Here is a 17,673-nt window from a genome sequence, read left to right as displayed (position 1 = left end):
CCAATGTGTAACGCAGCTTTGAACCTCGCCCTATCCTGCCATTGCGCAGCGGGCCCAGGCTGAAGGAGCCGAAGTCCACTGGGGCGATGAAACCGGACTGCGCTCCGACGATGTTCGGGGCCGCGGTTACGCGCCCACGGGAAAGACACCGGTGCTCAAGGTCAACGCGAAGCGTGCCGGCCTGTCGGTCATCTCCACCGTGACGAATAAAGGACAGATGCGCTGGAAGATCTTCGACGGTGCGCTGAACACCGGCATCCTGATCGACTTCATGCGACGGCTGATCACCGGGGCGAAGAAAAAGATCTTCCTGATCCTGGACAATCTGCGTGCCCATCACGGCAAGGCCGTGATGGCCTGGCTGGACAGGCACCGCGACCGGATCGAGGTGTTCTATCTGCCCAGCTACAGCCCTGAGCTCAATCCCAACGAGATGGCCAACGCCGACCTCAAGCAAAGCGTCACACGGCGGGCGCCAACGCGTACCAGGCTGCAACTGGTCAAGGCCACCGCGCACCATTACAGGGTTGTGCAGAAGCAACCCGAACGCATCCGGCGATACTTCCAGCACGATCCTGTCCGTTATGCGGCTTGATTTCAACATTTTATTGCCGGATCAATAAAATTAGGTAGCGAATTTTTGAGCTGTGCGATGAAGAAGACGAAGACACCGCGAACCACACTCGCGCCGGGCCTGGCCAAGGTCCTGAAGCGCCTTCACTACCCGCTTGAAGTGATTTTGCTGTGCGTGCGATGGTACGTGGCCTATTCGCTGAGTTTGCGCAATCTTGCGGAAATGATGGACGAGCGTGGTATCGCGGTGGATCATTCGACGGTGTACCGCTGGGTCATCAAACTGCTGCCGCTCTTCGAAAGGAGCTTGCGCAAGCACAAGCGTCCGGTTGGGAAAAGCTGGCGAATGGACGAGAGCTATATCAAGATCAAAGGTGAGTGGAAATATCTTTACCGGGCAGTGGACAAGGCGGGCGACACGGTCGACTTCCTGCTCAGGGCCAGGCGGGACAAGGTCGCTGCCCGGCGGTTCTTTGAAAAGGCGATCGCCCATAATGGTACGCCAGAGACCGTGACCATCGACAAAAGCGGCTCCAATCTGGCCGCACTGGATCCGGTGAATGCCGATCGCGAGACGCCGATCAAGGTCCGTCAGATCAGGTACCTGAACAACATTGTCGAACAGGACCATCGGGCTATCAAATGCCGGACCCGGCCGATGCTGGGATTCAAGAACTTCCACCGTGCGAGGGTCATTCTCGGCGGCATCGAGGTCAATGGAATGAACGCCTCCCAACCGTGAACGGTGGAACTAAGGATGAGGATGGACCCTTCACGGGCCGACGGCATCACTGTGCCAATATGGAAGATCATGCAGGTCTTCACAGGCAAAACCGGAGGGATCCGAAATGAAGCTTACGCCAGTTGGGATCGACATTGCCAAGCGCGTGTTTCAGGTGCATTACGTGGACGCGGAAACTGGAGAGATTGTGAACCGGCAGATCAAGCGCGCCAAGTTTCTCGAGCACTTCGTGAACCGGGCGCCGTGCCTGATCGGGATGGAAGCTGAGTTAAAGTCAAATCTGGTGTGTGCGGTCTCGGCGTAATCAGGCGGCTAGCGATTGCTGAGCCGGTGTGCTGTCGGTCACCGGTTCTCCATCCTTGAACGTCATCCCGTCAAGCATCGAAGTGAGCTTTTCCGGGGCGCGGATGCGCCGCCACGATTCTTCGGCCGACTCGATCAGCTTGAACGCCAGCCCGAGGAACGTCGCGCGCGATACACAGTTGCGCGTGCGTTTCGTGCGATGGCGCACCGTCGCAAAGGTCGATTCAATCGGGTTCGTGGTGCGCAGATGCTGCCAGTGTTCAGCCGGGAAATCGTAAAACGCGAGCAGCTCGTCACGATCTTCCGTCAGCTTTTCGGCGACCTTCGGGTACTTTGCCGAGTACGCGTCGACGAAGTGATTGAATGCGGCCAGTGCATCAGCGCGCGTGGCCGCCATCCAGATGTCCTGCATCGCCTTCTTGCCTCGAGCCTGCTGCGATTTCGGCAGCGCATTGAGCACGTTACCCATCTTGTGAAACCAGCAGCGCTGATGCTTCGTCTGCGGGAACACTTCCTCCATCGCGGCCCAGAATCCCATCGCGCCATCGCCGCAGGCCAGCAGTGGCCCCGACGGCAGGCCGCGCTTCTTCAGATCGAGCAGCAGTTCGCTCCACGATGCCTTCGATTCCCGGTAGCCGTCACCGATGGCCACACGTTCCTTCGTCCCGTCCGGTTTGACGCCAACGATCACCAGCAGGCACTGGCCGTCGGAATCGTCGCTGCGCACACCGGTGTGAATGCCGTCGGCCCACCAGTAGACCCAGCGCGCCGACGACAGCTCACGCCGATTCCACTGCTCATGCTCATCGGCCCATTGGGCCTTCAGCCGGCTCACGACGTTCGGCGACATGCCGCTGACCTGGCCGCCCAGCATGATGCCCATGGCTTCGCTCATGTCGCCCGTCGAGATGCCTCGCAGGTACAGCCACGGCAGCGCTGCCGACACGCGCGCGGACTTGCGCACGTACGGCGGCACGATCGTCGAATTGAACCGGATGCCCGAGCCCGAACGATCCCGCACCTTCGGCACCTGAACCGTCACCGGACCGATCGCTGTGACGACCTCGCGCTCGGGCAGGTAGCCGTTGCGCACCACGGCACGCCGGCCGTCGATCGACTTCACGTTGCTGTACTGTTCGAGCATGGTCGCCAGTTCCACCTCGACTGCCTGCTGAATGATCTGCCGCGCGCCTTGCTGGATCAGCTCATCTAGCACGCTTTTCGTTTGCGCTTTACTGCTGTTCGCTTCTTGCGTAATCTTCTTCATGGTGGTCGGGTCCGGCCTTCTCGGGTTCGCTGGTTGTGCCTTTGACAAGCAACATTCTCGCTAGACCGCCACCGCCTTCTCAAATTCCCGCCGCTCCCGCTGTACACCAGATTCGACAATAGCTCATGGAAGCTTGCGGTGGTTCACAGCATTGGGCACGACAACTCACGAAACTGGGGCACGAGGTGAAGCTCATGCCGGCCGGGTTCCAACATCCGCAACAAGAGCGATGCAGCAGACGCCCGGGCGATCTGGCTGGCCGTGCAGCAGCCAGGCAAGGCCGTGGCGGTAAAAAGCGAAGCCCAGCAAGCGGTGCTGGCGCTGCACAGGATGCGCCAGCAACTGGTCAAGTTTCGTACGATGCAGATCAACAGCTTGCGCGGACTGCTGGCCGAATACGGCGAGGTGATGGGTAAGGGCCGGGCTGCGCTCGATAAGGCGATACCGGCGGTGCTTGCCGGCATAACGGATCGACTGCCGATGGTGTTGATCGACACATTGCGCGAGCAGTGGAACGGGTTGACGAAGCTCGATGACCAGATCGCCGTGATCGAACGGCGGCTGCGTCAGTGGATGCTGGAGGACAAGGCGGTCAAAGCGATTACCGCGATCCCCGGCGTTGGTGTGCTGACGGCGACTGCCGCAGTGGCGACAACGGGCGACGCGAAGTCGTTCAGGTCGGGGCGCGAGTTCGCAGCCTGGATCGGTCTCGTACCAAAGCAGACTGGCTCGGGCGGAAAGGTGACGTTGCTGGGGATCAGCAGGCGCGGCGACACGTATCTGCGCACGCTGTTGATACACGGTGCCCGTAGCGTGTTGTATCACGCGAAGGAGCCCGGCTCGTGGGTCGAGCAGATCAGCAAGCGCAGGCCACCGAACGTGGTAATCGTCGCGCTGGCCAACAAGATGGCACGAACAATCTGGGCAATCCTCGCCCACGAGCGGTCGTATCAGATGGGGCACGTGAGCGCGAAGCCGGTCTGAATAGCCAGCCTTCACGCAGAAGACTAACTTCACACAGGATGACGCGTCGAAGGTTGCGCTGGCAATCGAATGTGATGACAGAACAGGTTGGACCGGAACTCGCTAAACCTGAATGTGCATAAGAGCCTTGAGCTCGTGAGGTCAATGAGGTGCGAGTCAGCGGATTTCATAGAGGCCCGCAGCGTATGTACCCGCTGCAGCAAGGCCGTATATACAGCGGCAACCCATCCTGCCCGTTGATGATCGCCGTCGCACCCGACTGCTCAAGCAGGCGCGCCTCAAGTATCCGCAGGCCGCCATTGAAGATCTCGACACTCGCGCTGGCCGAGGCGTGGACCCGCGTTCGCTCACGAGCCTGGCACTTGGCGACTGGGTCGAAGCCGGATACAGCCTGCTCATCGGTTCAGTTCGTCGATGTGTTTCGCATCGCCGGCCACCCGCGCTTCGAGGGCGTGGATATAGCCCTGGACAGCCTGGGGTACGCGCTTGAGGTCGGATGCATTCTTCATGCGCTCCAGGATAGCGAAGCGCGGTGCACCGTGGGTTTACGTCAATTTGTAAAAGGCGCCCGGCCGTTGTTTACGTGCAACGTACCGGGCTAGCTGGCGTGTTCGTAATGGCGTGCAGGATGACGGCGAAGCGCGTCGATGTCGATGCCATCGAGCAGCCAGTGGAGTTGCTGCGTCGTCAGCTCGATCACTTCCTGATCACGTCGCGGCCACACGAAGCGGTCTTCCTCGAGCCGGCGCAACAACAGCCAGAAGCCGGTGCGCTCGTACAGCAGGAGCTTGATCCGGTTGCATTTACGGTTGCGAAACGCGTACACGGCGCGCGCGAGCGGATCCAGTCGCATCGAATTCTCAACCACGGCGGCAAGGGTATTGATACCGCACCGGAAGTCGACCGGCTCGCGATGCAGATAGACCCGCAGGTCGTCAGCGAAGCGCAGCATCACCGGCTCCTCAATGCGTCGATCATCGCTGTGAGCAGCGGCGTGTCCTGTTGCGTACATTCAAGTTCAAGACTCACCCCGTTGGGCAACTGCGCCACCAGGCGTGACGGCAACGGCGGCCGTTGTGAGGGGCGCGTCACTTCACGCGCCCGGGGCATGGGCGTCACAGCCCCGGACGCGGGCGGTCTTGAATTTGCGCGCACCGCGCGGATCGGCTACTTCTACTACGGGTACGAATTCCGCCGTGCCCGTGCCGGGCAACTCCACGCAGTCGCTGCGCACCGCCCGCCTGCGCTCCAGCAGGATCCACTTGCGCAGCTGGTTGGCATTCACGCCAGCCTTGAGCGCCAGCCCGGCCACCGACGCGCCAGGCTGCTCGCACGCCTCAATCAGTCGCCGCTTGCCATCGGGATCAAAGCAGCGCCGACCGCCTTCGTCGACGTGCGTGACTTTAAGGGGAAGGAAATCAAGTTCGTCTGAGGTCATGTTGCGTCCGCAAGTTGAGGGCGGATTCAACCGGTCGATGCAATAGTTTGGTTAAACCGCTCGGGCGAGGTTCAAAGCTGCGTTACACATTGGGAGGCACCTTGAGTGCCAGGCGATAATGGTGCCCCCATTTTTCCTCTGCGGCATCCATGACTCAAAACACCCGATCTGGCGTCGGCAGACTGAGCGACGACAAACGCAAAGCGATTGCACTTCAGGCCCTCACGCGCACCGAACCCATCAGTGTGCTGGCTGAGCGTAACGGCGTGAGCCGCCCGACGGTCTACCGACAGATCGGCACGGCCAGTGTAGCGCTGGATGAAGCCTTTGATACCACGCGGGCAGCCGACGCAGATCAGGTGCTTTTCATGCTGCCGGTCACCCGCCAATGGCTCGATCAGGTCATCGTGGCGCTCACGATGGTGGGCCACGTTTCGTTTCGCAGTACCCTTGAACTCATGCACGACCTGCTCGGCGTCTCGACCAGCCTGGGCACGATTCACACCGTTCTTCAGCGGGCCGCAAAGCAGGCCATCGCCATCAACGCCGGTATCGATCTCTCACCCATCCGGGTCGGTCTGCACGACGAACTCTTTCAGGGTTCCCAACCCGTGCTCGCCGGTATCGATGTCGCCTCGACCTATTGCTATCTGCTCGCCCCCGAAGCCCATCGCGACGGCGACACCTGGGCCATCCATCTGCTGGACCTGCAGGCACAGGGCCTCGATCCTGAGCACACGATCGCCGATGCGGGAACCGGTCTGCGTGCCGGGCAAAAAATGGCCTGGCCCGATACGCCGTGTCACGGCGACGTATTCCACATCATCCAGCAGGGTAAATCACTAGCGACGCTCTGGCATCGTGTCGCCAGTGGCGCTCGCACCGGGCGCGAGCAGCTCGAAGCGCGTCTGGCCAATCCCCGTCGACGTGGTGAGGATAGCCTCCTCGAAGCCGCGCTGGAAACGCTTCGGCGCAATGAAGCCCATGCGCACGAGCTGGCTGCCGACCTGCGCACCCTGGTTCAGTGGCTCGAACGTGACATCCTGTCACTGGCTGGGCCGGACCTCGCGACGCGTCAACGGCTGTTCGATTTCGTGGTTGCCGAACTGCAGCAACGTGAAGCACGGGACCTGTCACGTACAGGGGCATACCGGCGTGCCCTTCAGAACCAGCGCGACGGCCTGCTCGCTTTCGCGGGCCTGCTCGACACAAAACTCGACGCCATTGCACGAACGCACAACGTGGCGCGCCATCTCGTGCGCGAGGTCTGCATGCTGCATCGCAAGTCCGAAACGTCGAGTGCGTTCTGGCAAGGGTGGAATCGCCTGCTAGCCCGCATCGGCCGCCCGTTTCACGGCGTCTACGCCGCCGTATCCGGGGCGCTGCATAGCACACCACGCAGCAGCTCGCTGGTCGAAAATCTCAACTCGCGACTGCGCGTCTACCTGACCAACCGGCGTCATCTGAAGGGCGGGCGGGCCTGGCTTGGTCTGCTGCAGTTTGTCTTCAACCATCGCCGCTTTGCCCGCAGCCGATGCCCTGAGCGAACTGGAAAGAGCCCGAGGGAACTGATGAGCCGCAAGCCTCACGATCACTGGCTGACGCTGCTCGGATTCGGCCCACTCCAGCCTCAGCGAACCTGATATCGGCAGGTCGTCGCCGGCCTCCATTTGAACCGCAATCCTTATTATTCCTGCTTTCTTACGCAGGCTGCTTCCGCTCGTCTGTGTAACGCAAAAATCGCGCTTTTTGAACCACGCCAATCGGCGTGAGCTGTCGTCGGCGCGCTGGGTCTACTGGTGGGCCGACGGCATTCACACCGGTGTGCGCAGCGACGATTCCGACGGCCAGTGCCTGCTGGTGATCGTTGGCGTCAAACCGGACGGGACGAAGGAACGTGTGGCCATCGGTGACGGCTACCGGGAATCGAAGGCATCGTGGAGCGAACTGCTGCTCGATCTGAAGAAGCGCGGCCTGCCGTCGGGGCCACTGCTGGCCTGCGGCGATGGCGCGATGGGATTCTGGGCCGCGATGGAGGAAGTGTTCCCGCAGACGAAGCATCAGCGCTGCTGGTTTCACAAGATGGGTAACGTGCTCAATGCGCTGCCGAAATCGCAGCAGGCTCGAGGCAAGAAGGCGATGCAGGACATCTGGATGGCGGCCACGCGCGCTGATGCACTGGCCGCATTCAATCACTTCGTCGACGCGTACTCGGCAAAGTACCCGAAGGTCGCCGAAAAGCTGACGGAAGATCGTGACGAGCTGCTCGCGTTTTACGATTTCCCGGCTGAACACTGGCAGCATCTGCGCACCACGAACCCGATTGAATCGACCTTTGCGACGGTGCGCCATCGCACGAAACGCACGCGCAACTGTGTATCGCGCGCGACGTTCCTCGGGCTGGCGTTCAAGCTGATCGAGTCGGCCGAAGAATCGTGGCGGCGCATCCGCGCCCCGGAAAAGCTCACTTCGATGCTTGACGGGATGACGTTCAAGGATGGAGAACCGGTGACCGACAGCACACCGGCTCAGCAATCGCTAGCCGCCTGATTACGCCGAGACCGCATACACCAGATTTGACTTTAACTCTGTCGCCCGGACAACGAGCCATTCCTGACTGGCGTTGCGCACGCAACAGCCATGGTTCTGCAAAAACCCTCTGGACCTTGTCCGGCACCAACGTTTCTCTGGGGCGGCTAACCGCCAGGGCAGGCGTGAGTTCCATCACCGCATGCTTGAACCGGATGGGTGTCTGGTGCGATCCGGTTCGCAACCAGCTCGAGAAAACGGATGCGATACCCAACCTTGCAGGCGGCCGTGAAGATGACGGAAGCAATTTCGGTGAATGGTCATGACGATGAAAATGCCCATCATCATGACCATTCACCGATGGGCAGAGATTTGTGCCTTGACTTCGGCCGGCTAATGGGTGTCGCAATAAGGCAGTCTGCTAGGTTCTGTTGCAGTAAGGCCCACGTTAAAATTGGGTAGCGAATTTTTGAGCTGTGCGATGAAGAAGACGAAGACACCGCGAACCACACTCGCGCCGGGCCTGGCCAAGGTCCTGAAGCGCCTTCACTACCCGCTTGAAGTGATTTTGCTGTGCGTGCGTTGGTACGTGGCTTATTCGCTGAGTTTGCGCAATCTTGCGGAAATGATGGACGAGCGTGGTATCGCGGTGGATCATTCGACGGTGTGCAGCGTCTGATCGTTACGACCCAAGGCAGGAGCCGTATGCGGTAGTTCCGCACGTACGGATCTGTGGAGGGGGTGCTGGGTGACCGTCATTCCTACTCCGACTTGTGTCATAAGCAATACTTACCATATCGACATTTCTCGTCCCGACACCCTTACTGCCACAGAACCGGCAGCAATACCGCAAGGAACTGGAGTCGCTAGCCGTGCAGGGTGATGTGCCAGACCGGGCAGGCACGGCATTGTTGCCGGTGAATTTTATGCTTCAGCGGTAATCCCGCGACCTCCTGCGGCTAATCGACATGCGTTGGTGAAAGCGATCCAACATTCGCGTCCAAAAACTTGCCGGAGCGGCACGTCCATTAGCGCCTATTGCGGTCGCGTCTGCAACGAAACGAGCAATGTCCTCTGGATTAGTAATCCCGTGTCTCGCAATCGCGTCGTAGGGCGGCATTCCATGGCGTATGTCTTCATAGGCGCGTCTCCATACACGATACGCAGTGGGTGGTACTGTTTCCTCTGGTGCCAAACGGACCTCATTCGATGAAGTGCTATCCAAAATTACACTTCTGCCCAAGCTCTCGGCTTGCTGTCGGTAGCAGGCTTCATTAATTTTGCCGGCCTTAACTTGTTGATCTAGTGCTTCGAGGCGTTCGTAGGCCACCTCCAGCCCTACTCTTTGTGGTGATGGCGAACGGTTTGCACGCCCGCGAACAGAAGCTAGTTCAGCAAACTGCTCTGACCCGCCGCGACGACGGGGCGCGCGTGGAGACGAAGAAGCACTGGAATCCTGTAAGCTGTCGACATGCTGACTTACAGTTAGAAACGCTGAGCCTACGCTGCTATTGCGATCGATCATTTCTCACTCATGTTCTTGCGTGCTGCAATTGGCCGGGGGTTCATTCAGTGCCGCCATCGGCAAGGTTCGGGAGTCGATCTTTTCCATACTACTTCCGACCATGTGCTGCGCTCAAAGTTTCAACATTTTATTGCCGGATCAATATTCAATGCTGGCTTCATGATGTTGCGCTTTTACACAACCCGCAGAATCTTTGCAATACCCCCATCCGGACAGAGCCCTGTGCGTTGACGAGAAGAGCCAGTGCCAAGCACTCGAACGAACGCAGCCGGTGCAGCCGATGGGTCTGGGCTACCTCGAACGGGTTACGCACGACTATATCCGGCACGGCACGACAACCTTGTTTGCCGCGCTCAATGCAGCGACGGGCGAGGTCATCACGCAATGCAGGTCGCGTCACCGGCATCAGGAGTTTCTGGCCTTTCTGAAGCACGTTGATCAGGCAGTTCCGGAGGACCTCGACGTGCATCTCGTTGTCGATAATTACGCTACGCACAAGCACCCGAAGGTCAAGGCATGGCTGGCGAAGCACACGCGTTATCACATGCACTTCACGCCGACGTATTCGAGTTGGCTCAATCAGGTGGAGCGCTGGTTTGGCCTGATCACGCGGCAGGCCATCCGGTGCGGCTCCTTCAAAAATGTGCGTCAACTGATCGCCAGCATTGAGCGCTATGTTGCGCAGTACAACCAGCACAACGGCCCGTTCGTCTGGACGGCAACCGCCGATTCCATTCCTCAGAAAGTGGCGCGTCTATGTAAAGTTATTTCTGGGACGGAACACTAGGCCGCATCGCCTTCGGGAGGTGACCGACGTTGCTCGCGTACGGTGCACACGCGCCTGCTGGCGGGCATCTCAGTGCCTCTGCCTCTATCTAATGACCCAGTTCACCGTCGACCCACTGTTCTCCGGCATTTTGAAGTAGGCCGTTCGCACGGCGTAGCCACCGCAAATCTTGCCGAAAACAGATGCAGTGAAGGACCTGCCCCACCCTTCCTTGCCCAGCCGCTCACTACCGCGGGCCGGGATGTCGTGCTGCTTCCCGTCGGCATACACCCGAACGCAGCCGTTCGTCGTGTTAATGACGAGTAAGTCAGACAGGGGGCCAACGCCCCCCGTAGTGATACCGGGGAGTGGTTTCATAGAGTCACCAGAGGCGAGGGCGCTGGACGAACTGGCAGCAAAGACAGTGGCTGCGCCGATGCCGACGAGAACGGATTTCTTTGCGGCGATGGGACCGATTTTCATTTCCAAGCTCCTTGATTTTAAGGGGTGTCGAATTGCGAAGGCAAGAACTTACGGGCATCAAGCATCAAGATCGAAGGGGCAGTAGTACCGCGCGTTGATAGTAAGGGCAGGGAGACTCTAAGACCCTAGAGATGCGAAGGGTTGACGAGGATAGCGAAGGCAACTTGAATTGGTTCAGAAAGGCATTGTCACGTTCAAGGGTTCTGTTGCAGTAAGGGTGTCGGGCGAGGTTCAAAGCTGCGTTACACATTGGGAGGCACCTTGAGTGCCAGGCGATAATGGTGCCCCCATTTTTCCTCTGCGGCATCCATGACTCAAAACACCCGATCTGGCGTCGGCAGACTGAGCGACGACAAACGCAAAGCGATTGCACTTCAGGCCCTCACGCGCACCGAACCCATCAGTGTGCTGGCTGAGCGTAACGGCGTGAGCCGCCCGACGGTCTACCGACAGATCGGCACGGCCAGTGTAGCGCTGGATGAAGCCTTTGATACCACGCGGGCAGCCGACGCAGATCAGGTGCTTTTCATGCTGCCGGTCACCCGCCAATGGCTCGATCAGGTCATCGTGGCGCTCACGATGGTGGGCCACGTTTCGTTTCGCAGTACCCTTGAACTCATGCACGACCTGCTCGGCGTCTCGACCAGCCTGGGCACGATTCACACCGTTCTTCAGCGGGCCGCAAAGCAGGCCATCGCCATCAACGCCGGTATCGATCTCTCACCCATCCGGGTCGGTCTGCACGACGAACTCTTTCAGGGTTCCCAACCCGTGCTCGCCGGTATCGATGTCGCCTCGACCTATTGCTATCTGCTCGCCCCCGAAGCCCATCGCGACGGCGACACCTGGGCCATCCATCTGCTGGACCTGCAGGCACAGGGCCTCGATCCTGAGCACACGATCGCCGATGCGGGAACCGGTCTGCGTGCCGGGCAAAAAATGGCCTGGCCCGATACGCCGTGTCACGGCGACGTATTCCACATCATCCAGCACGGTAAATCACTAGCGACGCTCTGGCATCGTGTCGCCAGTGGCGCTCGCACCGGGCGCGAGCAGCTCGAAGCGCGTCTGGCCAATCCCCGTCGACGTGGTGAGGATAGCCTCCTCGAAGCCGCGCTGGAAACGCTTCGGCGCAATGAAGCCCATGCGCACGAGCTGGCTGCCGACCTGCGCACCCTGGTTCAGTGGCTCGACGTGACATCCTGTCACTGGCTGGGCCGGACCTCGCGACGCGTCAACGGCTGTTCGATTTCGTGGTTGCCGAACTGCAGCAACGTGAAGCACGGGACCTGTCACGTACAGGGGCATACCGGCGTGCCCTTCAGAACCAGCGCGACGGCCTGCTCGCTTTCGCGGGCCTGCTCGACACAAAACTCGACGCCATTGCACGAACGCACAACGTGGCGCGCCATCTCGTGCGCGAGGTCTGCATGCTGCATCGCAAGTCCGAAACGTCGAGTGCGTTCTGGCAAGGGTGGAATCGCCTGCTAGCCCGCATCGGCCGCCCGTTTCACGGCGTCTACGCCGCCGTATCCGGGGCGCTGCATAGCACACCACGCAGCAGCTCGCTGGTCGAAAATCTCAACTCGCGACTGCGCGTCTACCTGACCAACCGGCGTCATCTGAAGGGCGGGCGGGCCTGGCTTGGTCTGCTGCAGTTTGTCTTCAACCATCGCCGCTTTGCCCGCAGCCGATGCCCTGAGCGAACTGGAAAGAGCCCGAGGGAACTGATGAGCCGCAAGCCTCACGATCACTGGCTGACGCTGCTCGGATTCGGCCCACTCCAGCCTCAGCGAACCTGATATCGGCAGGTCGTCGCCGGCCTCCATTTGAACCGCATTCCTTACTATTCCTGCTTTCTTACGCAGGCTGCTTCCGCTCGTCTGTGTAACGCAAAAATCGCGCTTTTTGAACCACGCCCCGCCGTATCCGGGGCGCTGCATAGCACACCACGCAGCAGCTCGCTGGTCGAAAATCTCAACTCGCGACTGCGCGTCTACCTGACCAACCGGCGTCATCTGAAGGGCGGGCGGGCCTGGCTTGGTCTGCTGCAGTTTGTCTTCAACCATCGCCGCTTTGCCCGCAGCCGATGCCCTGAGCGAACTGGAAAGAGCCCGAGGGAACTGATGAGCCGCAAGCCTCACGATCACTGGCTGACGCTGCTCGGATTCGGCCCACTCCAGCCTCAGCGAACCTGATATCGGCAGGTCGTCGCCGGCCTCCATTTGAACCGCACTCCTTATTATTCCTGCTTTCTTACGCAGGCTGATTCCGCTCGTCTGTGTAACGCAAAAATCGCGCTTTTTGAACCACGCCCACCGCCGGCATCGCCTTATCGAGCGCAGCCCGGCCCTTACCCATCACCTCGCCGTATTCGGCCAGCAGTCCGCGCAAGCTGTTGATCTGCATCGTACGAAACTTGACCAGTTGCTGGCGCATCCTGTGCAGCGCCAGCACCGCTTGCTGGGCTTCGCTTTTTACCGCCACGGCCTTGCCTGGCTGCTGCACGGCCAGCCAGATCGCCCGGGCGTCTGCTGCATCGCTCTTGTTGCGGATGTTGGAACCCGGCCGGCATGAGCTTCACCTCGTGCCCCAGTTTCGTGAGTTGTCGTGCCCAATGCTGTGAACCACCGCAAGCTTCCATCCCGATCAGGCACGGCGCCCGGTTCACGAAGTGCTCGAGAAACTTGGCGCGCTTGATCTGCCGGTTCACAATCTCTCCAGTTTCCGCGTCCACGTAATGCACCTGAAACACGCGCTTGGCAATGTCGATCCCAACTGGCGTAAGCTTCATTTCGGATCCCTCCGGTTTTGCCTGTGAAGACCTGCGTGATCTTCCATATTGGCACAGTGATGCCGTCGGCCCGTGAAGGGTCCATCCTCATCCTTAGTTCCACCGTTCACGGTTGGGAGGCGTTCATTCCATTGACCTCGATGCCGCCGAGAATGACCCTCGCACGGTGGAAGTTCTTGAATCCCAGCATCGGCCGGGTCCGGCGTTTGATAGCCCGATGGTCCTGTTCGACAATGTTGTTCAGGTACCTGATCTGACGGACCTTGATCGGCGTCTCGCGATCGGCATTTATCGCATCCCCATTCGGTGTGCTAGAAATCGCGCTTACGAATGATCGACCGCAATCCCGCGCTCGGCCATCATCTGTTCGAGATGACGCAGGCTCAGCGGATAGGCCACGTACCACCGAACGCACAGCAACATCACGTCCAGCGGCTATTGATCCGGCAATAAAATGTTGAAATCAAGCCGCATAACGGACAGGATCGTGCTGGAAGTATCGCCGGATGCGTTCGGGTTGCTTCTGCACAACCCTGTAATGGTGCGCGGTGGCCTTGACCAGTTGCAGCCTGGTACGCGTTGGCGCCCGCCGTGTGACGCTTTGCTTGAGGTCGGCGTTGGCCAGCTCGTTGGGATTGAGCTCAGGGCTGTAGCAGGGCAGATAGAACACCTCGATCCGGTCGCGGTGCCTGTCCAGCCAGGCCATCACGGCCTTGCCGTGATGGACACGCAGATTGCCCAGGATCAGGAAGAGCTTTTTCTTCGCCCCGGTAATCAGTCGTCGCATGAAGTCAATCAGGATGCCGGTGTTCAGCGCACCGTCGAAGATCTTCCAGCGCATCTGTCCTTTGTTCGTCACGGTGGAAATCACCGACAGGCCGGCTCGCTTTGCGTTGACCTTGAGCACCGGCGTCTTGCCCGCGGGCGCGTAACCGCGGAGTTAAAGTCAAATCTGGTGTATGCGGTCTCGGCGTAATCAGGCGGCTAGCGATTGCTGAGCCGGTGTGCTGTCGGTCACCGGTTCTCCATCCTTGAACGTCATCCCGTCAAGCATCGAAGTGAGCTTTTCCGGGGCGCGGATGCGCCGCCACGATTCTTCGGCCGACTCGATCAGCTTGAACGCCAGCCCGAGGAACGTCGCGCGCGATACACAGTTGCGCGTGCGTTTCGTGCGATGGCGCACCGTCGCAAAGGTCGATTCAATCGGGTTCGTGGTGCGCAGATGCTGCCAGTGTTCAGCCGGGAAATCGTAAAACGCGAGCAGCTCGTCACGATCTTCCGTCAGCTTTTCGGCGACCTTCGGGTACTTTGCCGAGTACGCGTCGACGAAGTGATTGAATGCGGCCAGTGCATCAGCGCGCGTGGCCGCCATCCAGATGTCCTGCATCGCCTTCTTGCCTCGAGCCTGCTGCGATTTCGGCAGCGCATTGAGCACGTTACCCATCTTGTGAAACCAGCAGCGCTGATGCTTCGTCTGCGGGAACACTTCCTCCATCGCGGCCCAGAATCCCATCGCGCCATCGCCGCAGGCCAGCAGTGGCCCCGACGGCAGGCCGCGCTTCTTCAGATCGAGCAGCAGTTCGCTCCACGATGCCTTCGATTCCCGGTAGCCGTCACCGATGGCCACACGTTCCTTCGTCCCGTCCGGTTTGACGCCAACGATCACCAGCAGGCACTGGCCGTCGGAATCGTCGCTGCGCACACCGGTGTGAATGCCGTCGGCCCACCAGTAGACCCAGCGCGCCGACGACAGCTCACGCCGATTCCACTGCTCATGCTCATCGGCCCATTGGGCCTTCAGCCGGCTCACGACGTTCGGCGACATGCCGCTGACCTGGCCGCCCAGCATGATGCCCATGGCTTCGCTCATGTCGCCCGTCGAGATGCCTCGCAGGTACAGCCACGGCAGCGCTGCCGACACGCGCGCGGACTTGCGCACGTACGGCGGCACGATCGTCGAATTGAACCGGATGCCCGAGCCCGAACGATCCCGCACCTTCGGCACCTGAACCGTCACCGGACCGATCGCTGTGACGACCTCGCGCTCGGGCAGGTAGCCGTTGCGCACCACGGCACGCCGGCCGTCGATCGACTTCACGTTGCTGTACTGTTCGAGCATGGTCGCCAGTTCCACCTCGACTGCCTGCTGAATGATCTGCCGCGCGCCTTGCTGGATCAGCTCATCTAGCACGCTTTTCGTTTGCGCTTTACTGCTGTTCGCTTCTTGCGTAATCTTCTTCATGGTGGTCGGGTCCGGCCTTCTCGGGTTCGCTGGTTGTGCCTTTGACAAGCAACATTCTCGCTAGACCGCCACCGCCTTCTCAAATTCCCGCCGCTCCCGCTGTACACCAGATTCGACAATAGCTCTAACCGCGGCCCCGAACATCGTCGGAGCGCAGTCCGGTTTCATCGCCCCAGTGGACTTCGGCTCCTTCAGCCTGGGCCCGCTGCGCAATGGCAGGATAGTCTTCATCGAGCCACTTCCTGATCGCCGCCGGCGATTGCTCATAAGCCTTCTTCAATGGCTTTTGCGGGGTGAAGCCCCAGCGCGACAGATACAGCCCCATCGTACGAACCGGCACACGGATGCCGAACCGTTGTTCGATCACTTCGGCCACGCTCTGACGGGTCCACAGGGCATAAGGCATTTTCAACTGGTCAGGTGTGCGGTCCTGGATGATTTTCTGCACGACCCGCTCCTGATCTGCGCTCAGGCTGCGTCCGGTACCCGACGGACGACCGCGAGGCCCGACATCCACGGCACGCCAGCCGCCCGCCTCGTACGCCTTGCAGGCCGCAATCACCGTCGTGGGCGACATCTCGCAACGCAGCGCCACTTCTTTCAACGCTACGCCTTCGATGCGCATCTTCACCGCGCGGCGACGGCGTTCATTCAGTGCCGCCATCGGCAAGGTTCGGGAGTCGATTTTTTCCATACTACTTCCGACCATGTGCTGCGCTCAAAGTTTCAACATTTTATTGCCGGATCAATAATGCAAGCGTTTGAGTACTTTTCCCACACCCGGACTCAGCTTCTCGGTCATCGATCACGCCACGCATTAAGGCCCGTCAGCATAGCAGACCGCCTTATTGCAACAGATCCCAGAGGCATGCTGCGGTGTTCGGGAGGCAGTTGCCCGGTGGCGTCGAGCACGCTGTCAAACCGCGCTGTCTGGGCCGCTTGCGGCAGGGCATCGATCTGGCGACCGAGTGCGGCCAGCGAGGCGCTGCGGTGTTCGGGAGGCAGTTGCCCGGTGGCGTCGAGCACGCTGTCAAAGCGCGCTCTCCGGAGCGCGCGCGGCAGGGTCTCGATCTGGCGACCGAGTGCGGCCAGCGGGTCGCTGCGGTGTTCGGGAGGCAGTCGCCCGATGGCGTCGAGCACGCTGTCAAACCGCGCTCTCCGGGCCGCTTGCGGCAGGGCATTGATCTGGCGGCCGAGTGTGGTCAGCGGGTCGCTGCGGTGTTCGGGAGGCAGTTGCCCGCTGGCTCCGAGCACGCTATCGAACTGCGCTGTCTGGCCTGCTTGCGGCAGGGCATTGATCTGGCGACCGAGCGTGGCCAGCGGGTCGCTGCGATGTTCGGGAGGCAGTTGCCCGATGGCGCCGAACACGCTATCGAACTGCGCTGTCTGGGCTGCTTGCGGCAGGGCATTGATCTGGCGACCGAGTGCGGCCAGCGGGGCGCTGCGGTGCTCGGCTGGCAGTTGCCCAATGGTGCCGAACACGCTGTCGAACTGCGCTGTTCGGGCCGCTTGCGGCAGGGACCAGATACGGTCGCCGAGTGCCTCCAGCGCCTCACCTCGCAGAGACAGCGGAAGCTCCCCGATGCGCTGCAACACGACATCGAACCCCTGATTCGTTCTCCCGGGCGGCGCATCCCGGACAATAATCCTTACAGCTTGCCGTTCATCCGTAAGTTGCGCACGCAACTGTCGGTTGGTGGCTGCCAGCGCAATACGGCTGCGAGGATCGATCCGCCCTGCAATATCCTGGGTTATTCCCGGCGGCAGTCGCAACAAACCAGTCAAGGCACCAGGCGCACTTGCCTGCGGAGATGGATTCGAAGTGGGCCGGCTAGTGAGATTGCCGCTTTCTTCCGTAGAGGTCTGGAAGGCTGACGTGGCAGGGCTCGTCCCACGAACAGGGGTGACCATGGGCAAGTTCCGGTTGCGTTAAAGAAAGTCAGATACCACCGGCAAAGCCGGTGGCTTGAAATTGTGAGCCAACTGATTGCGGGTTTCAAGCGGACTGAAGTTGCATTTGATCAGTA

General features: G+C 60.3%; 11 protein-coding genes and 13 pseudogenes. 13 read left to right on the top strand and 11 right to left on the bottom strand.

Translation table 11 applies throughout. The features are described 5' to 3' along the window. Positions 1 to 31: 31 nt before the first annotated feature. The 3 pseudogenes from QFZ94_RS01825 to QFZ94_RS01815 form a co-directional block, all read left to right on the top strand. Positions 32 to 595: pseudogene (locus QFZ94_RS01825) on the top strand (IS630 family transposase); the annotation flags it as partial. Between the two features lie 57 nt (positions 596 to 652). Next, positions 653 to 1,297, top strand: a pseudogene (locus tag QFZ94_RS01820) (IS6 family transposase); the annotation flags it as partial. A 124-nt stretch (positions 1,298 to 1,421) separates the two neighbouring features. Next, positions 1,422 to 1,580 (top strand): annotated as a pseudogene (locus tag QFZ94_RS01815) (IS110 family transposase); the annotation flags it as partial. Between the two features lie 39 nt (positions 1,581 to 1,619). On the opposite strand, the gene QFZ94_RS01810 reads toward QFZ94_RS01815, so the two are convergent. Continuing rightward, positions 1,620 to 2,885, bottom strand: coding sequence for an IS256 family transposase (locus QFZ94_RS01810; RefSeq protein ID WP_429455097.1), 1,266 nt, complete (start codon positions 2,883 to 2,885; stop codon positions 1,620 to 1,622). 125 nt (positions 2,886 to 3,010) lie between these two features. Here QFZ94_RS01810 and QFZ94_RS01805 point away from each other — a divergent pair. Both QFZ94_RS01805 and QFZ94_RS01800 read left to right on the top strand, forming a co-directional pair. Then, a pseudogene (locus QFZ94_RS01805) lies at positions 3,011 to 3,869 on the top strand (IS110 family transposase); the annotation flags it as partial. Between the two features lie 238 nt (positions 3,870 to 4,107). Continuing rightward, positions 4,108 to 4,269: pseudogene (locus tag QFZ94_RS01800) on the top strand (AAA family ATPase); the annotation flags it as partial. A 198-nt stretch (positions 4,270 to 4,467) separates the two neighbouring features. Here the strand turns inward: QFZ94_RS01800 and tnpB are convergent. Then, positions 4,468 to 4,821 carry an IS66 family insertion sequence element accessory protein TnpB gene (tnpB, locus tag QFZ94_RS01795; protein ID WP_158647003.1) on the bottom strand — a complete coding sequence of 118 codons (354 nt, stop codon included), beginning with the start codon at positions 4,819 to 4,821 and terminating at the stop codon, positions 4,468 to 4,470. Positions 4,822 to 4,962: 141 nt separating this feature from the next. Next, on the bottom strand, positions 4,963 to 5,307 hold the full coding sequence (locus QFZ94_RS01790) for a transposase (protein WP_429455402.1): 345 nt from the start codon (positions 5,305 to 5,307) through the stop codon (positions 4,963 to 4,965). Between the two features lie 149 nt (positions 5,308 to 5,456). Here QFZ94_RS01790 and QFZ94_RS01785 point away from each other — a divergent pair, with 149 nt between their 5' ends. From QFZ94_RS01785 to QFZ94_RS01765, 5 genes and pseudogenes are all read left to right on the top strand, one after another. Continuing rightward, a complete protein-coding gene (locus QFZ94_RS01785) occupies positions 5,457 to 6,950 on the top strand; it encodes a hypothetical protein (RefSeq protein WP_429455144.1) in 1,494 nt (497 codons plus the stop codon). A 121-nt stretch (positions 6,951 to 7,071) separates the two neighbouring features. Then, a pseudogene (locus QFZ94_RS01780) lies at positions 7,072 to 7,857 on the top strand (IS256 family transposase); the annotation flags it as partial. A 26-nt stretch (positions 7,858 to 7,883) separates the two neighbouring features. After that, positions 7,884 to 8,162 (top strand): hypothetical protein, encoded by a 279-nt coding sequence (locus QFZ94_RS01775; protein WP_429455401.1) that lies wholly within the window; start codon positions 7,884 to 7,886, stop codon positions 8,160 to 8,162. A 155-nt stretch (positions 8,163 to 8,317) separates the two neighbouring features. Next, a pseudogene (locus tag QFZ94_RS01770) lies at positions 8,318 to 8,503 on the top strand (IS6 family transposase); the annotation flags it as partial. Between the two features lie 1,066 nt (positions 8,504 to 9,569). After that, positions 9,570 to 10,148: pseudogene (locus QFZ94_RS01765) on the top strand (IS630 family transposase); the annotation flags it as partial. Between the two features lie 84 nt (positions 10,149 to 10,232). Here the strand turns inward: QFZ94_RS01765 and QFZ94_RS01760 are convergent. Next, a complete protein-coding gene (locus QFZ94_RS01760; RefSeq protein WP_429455145.1) occupies positions 10,233 to 10,610 on the bottom strand; it encodes a signal peptidase in 378 nt (125 codons plus the stop codon). Between the two features lie 309 nt (positions 10,611 to 10,919). On the opposite strand from QFZ94_RS01760, the gene QFZ94_RS01755 reads away from it, so the two are divergent. Genes QFZ94_RS01755 through QFZ94_RS01745 form a run of 3 tightly spaced genes read left to right on the top strand, consistent with a single transcriptional unit; the run spans position 10,920 to position 12,808 of the window. Further along, positions 10,920 to 12,101 (top strand): hypothetical protein, encoded by a 1,182-nt coding sequence (locus QFZ94_RS01755; protein ID WP_429455308.1) that lies wholly within the window; start codon positions 10,920 to 10,922, stop codon positions 12,099 to 12,101. Then, positions 12,041 to 12,412 (top strand): hypothetical protein, encoded by a 372-nt coding sequence (locus tag QFZ94_RS01750; protein ID WP_429455109.1) that lies wholly within the window; start codon positions 12,041 to 12,043, stop codon positions 12,410 to 12,412. Before QFZ94_RS01755 ends, QFZ94_RS01750 begins: the two co-directional genes overlap by 61 nt. Before the next feature lie 27 nt (positions 12,413 to 12,439). Continuing rightward, positions 12,440 to 12,808, top strand: coding sequence for a hypothetical protein (locus tag QFZ94_RS01745; RefSeq protein ID WP_429455400.1), 369 nt, complete (start codon positions 12,440 to 12,442; stop codon positions 12,806 to 12,808). A gap of 118 nt (positions 12,809 to 12,926) precedes the next feature. Here the strand turns inward: QFZ94_RS01745 and QFZ94_RS01740 are convergent. The 7 genes and pseudogenes from QFZ94_RS01740 to QFZ94_RS01710 all read right to left on the bottom strand — a co-directional run. Next, positions 12,927 to 13,404, bottom strand: a pseudogene (locus tag QFZ94_RS01740) (IS110 family transposase); the annotation flags it as partial. A 124-nt stretch (positions 13,405 to 13,528) separates the two neighbouring features. Further along, a pseudogene (locus QFZ94_RS01735) lies at positions 13,529 to 13,672 on the bottom strand (DDE-type integrase/transposase/recombinase); the annotation flags it as partial. Between the two features lie 65 nt (positions 13,673 to 13,737). After that, a pseudogene (locus QFZ94_RS01730) lies at positions 13,738 to 13,827 on the bottom strand (IS6 family transposase); the annotation flags it as partial. Positions 13,828 to 13,867: 40 nt separating this feature from the next. Beyond that, a pseudogene (locus QFZ94_RS01725) lies at positions 13,868 to 14,341 on the bottom strand (transposase); the annotation flags it as partial. Between the two features lie 39 nt (positions 14,342 to 14,380). Beyond that, entirely contained in the window at positions 14,381 to 15,646 is a 1,266-nt protein-coding gene (locus tag QFZ94_RS01720; protein WP_429455097.1) for an IS256 family transposase, read from the bottom strand. Positions 15,647 to 15,773: 127 nt separating this feature from the next. Next, positions 15,774 to 16,340, bottom strand: a pseudogene (locus tag QFZ94_RS01715) (IS630 family transposase); the annotation flags it as partial. 104 nt (positions 16,341 to 16,444) lie between these two features. Beyond that, the gene (locus tag QFZ94_RS01710) at positions 16,445 to 17,422 is read right to left on the bottom strand and encodes a hypothetical protein (protein WP_429455399.1); all 978 of its coding nucleotides are present in this window, start codon (positions 17,420 to 17,422) and stop codon (positions 16,445 to 16,447) included. Positions 17,423 to 17,673: the final 251 nt, after the last annotated feature.

This window comes from Paraburkholderia sp. JPY465 (assembly GCF_050436725.1).
Classification (GTDB): Bacteria; Pseudomonadota; Gammaproteobacteria; order Burkholderiales; family Burkholderiaceae; genus Paraburkholderia; species Paraburkholderia youngii.
Note: the sequence above shows the minus strand (reverse complement) of the source record. Positions and strands in the feature narration are given on the sequence as shown.

Excerpts from the sequence above, each read along its gene's own strand:
- tnpB (WP_158647003.1), bottom strand. The coding sequence starts at position 4,821 with ATGCTGCGCTTCGCTGACGACCTGCGGGTCTATCTGCATCGCGAGCCG.
- QFZ94_RS01785 (WP_429455144.1), top strand. The coding sequence starts at position 5,457 with ATGACTCAAAACACCCGATCTGGCGTCGGCAGACTGAGCGACGACAAA.
- QFZ94_RS01755 (WP_429455308.1), top strand. The coding sequence starts at position 10,920 with ATGACTCAAAACACCCGATCTGGCGTCGGCAGACTGAGCGACGACAAA.
- QFZ94_RS01720 (WP_429455097.1), bottom strand. The coding sequence starts at position 15,646 with ATGAAGAAGATTACGCAAGAAGCGAACAGCAGTAAAGCGCAAACGAAA.
- QFZ94_RS01810 (WP_429455097.1), bottom strand. The coding sequence starts at position 2,885 with ATGAAGAAGATTACGCAAGAAGCGAACAGCAGTAAAGCGCAAACGAAA.
- QFZ94_RS01790 (WP_429455402.1), bottom strand. The coding sequence starts at position 5,307 with ATGACCTCAGACGAACTTGATTTCCTTCCCCTTAAAGTCACGCACGTC.
- QFZ94_RS01750 (WP_429455109.1), top strand. The coding sequence starts at position 12,041 with ATGCTGCATCGCAAGTCCGAAACGTCGAGTGCGTTCTGGCAAGGGTGG.
- QFZ94_RS01760 (WP_429455145.1), bottom strand. The coding sequence starts at position 10,610 with ATGAAAATCGGTCCCATCGCCGCAAAGAAATCCGTTCTCGTCGGCATC.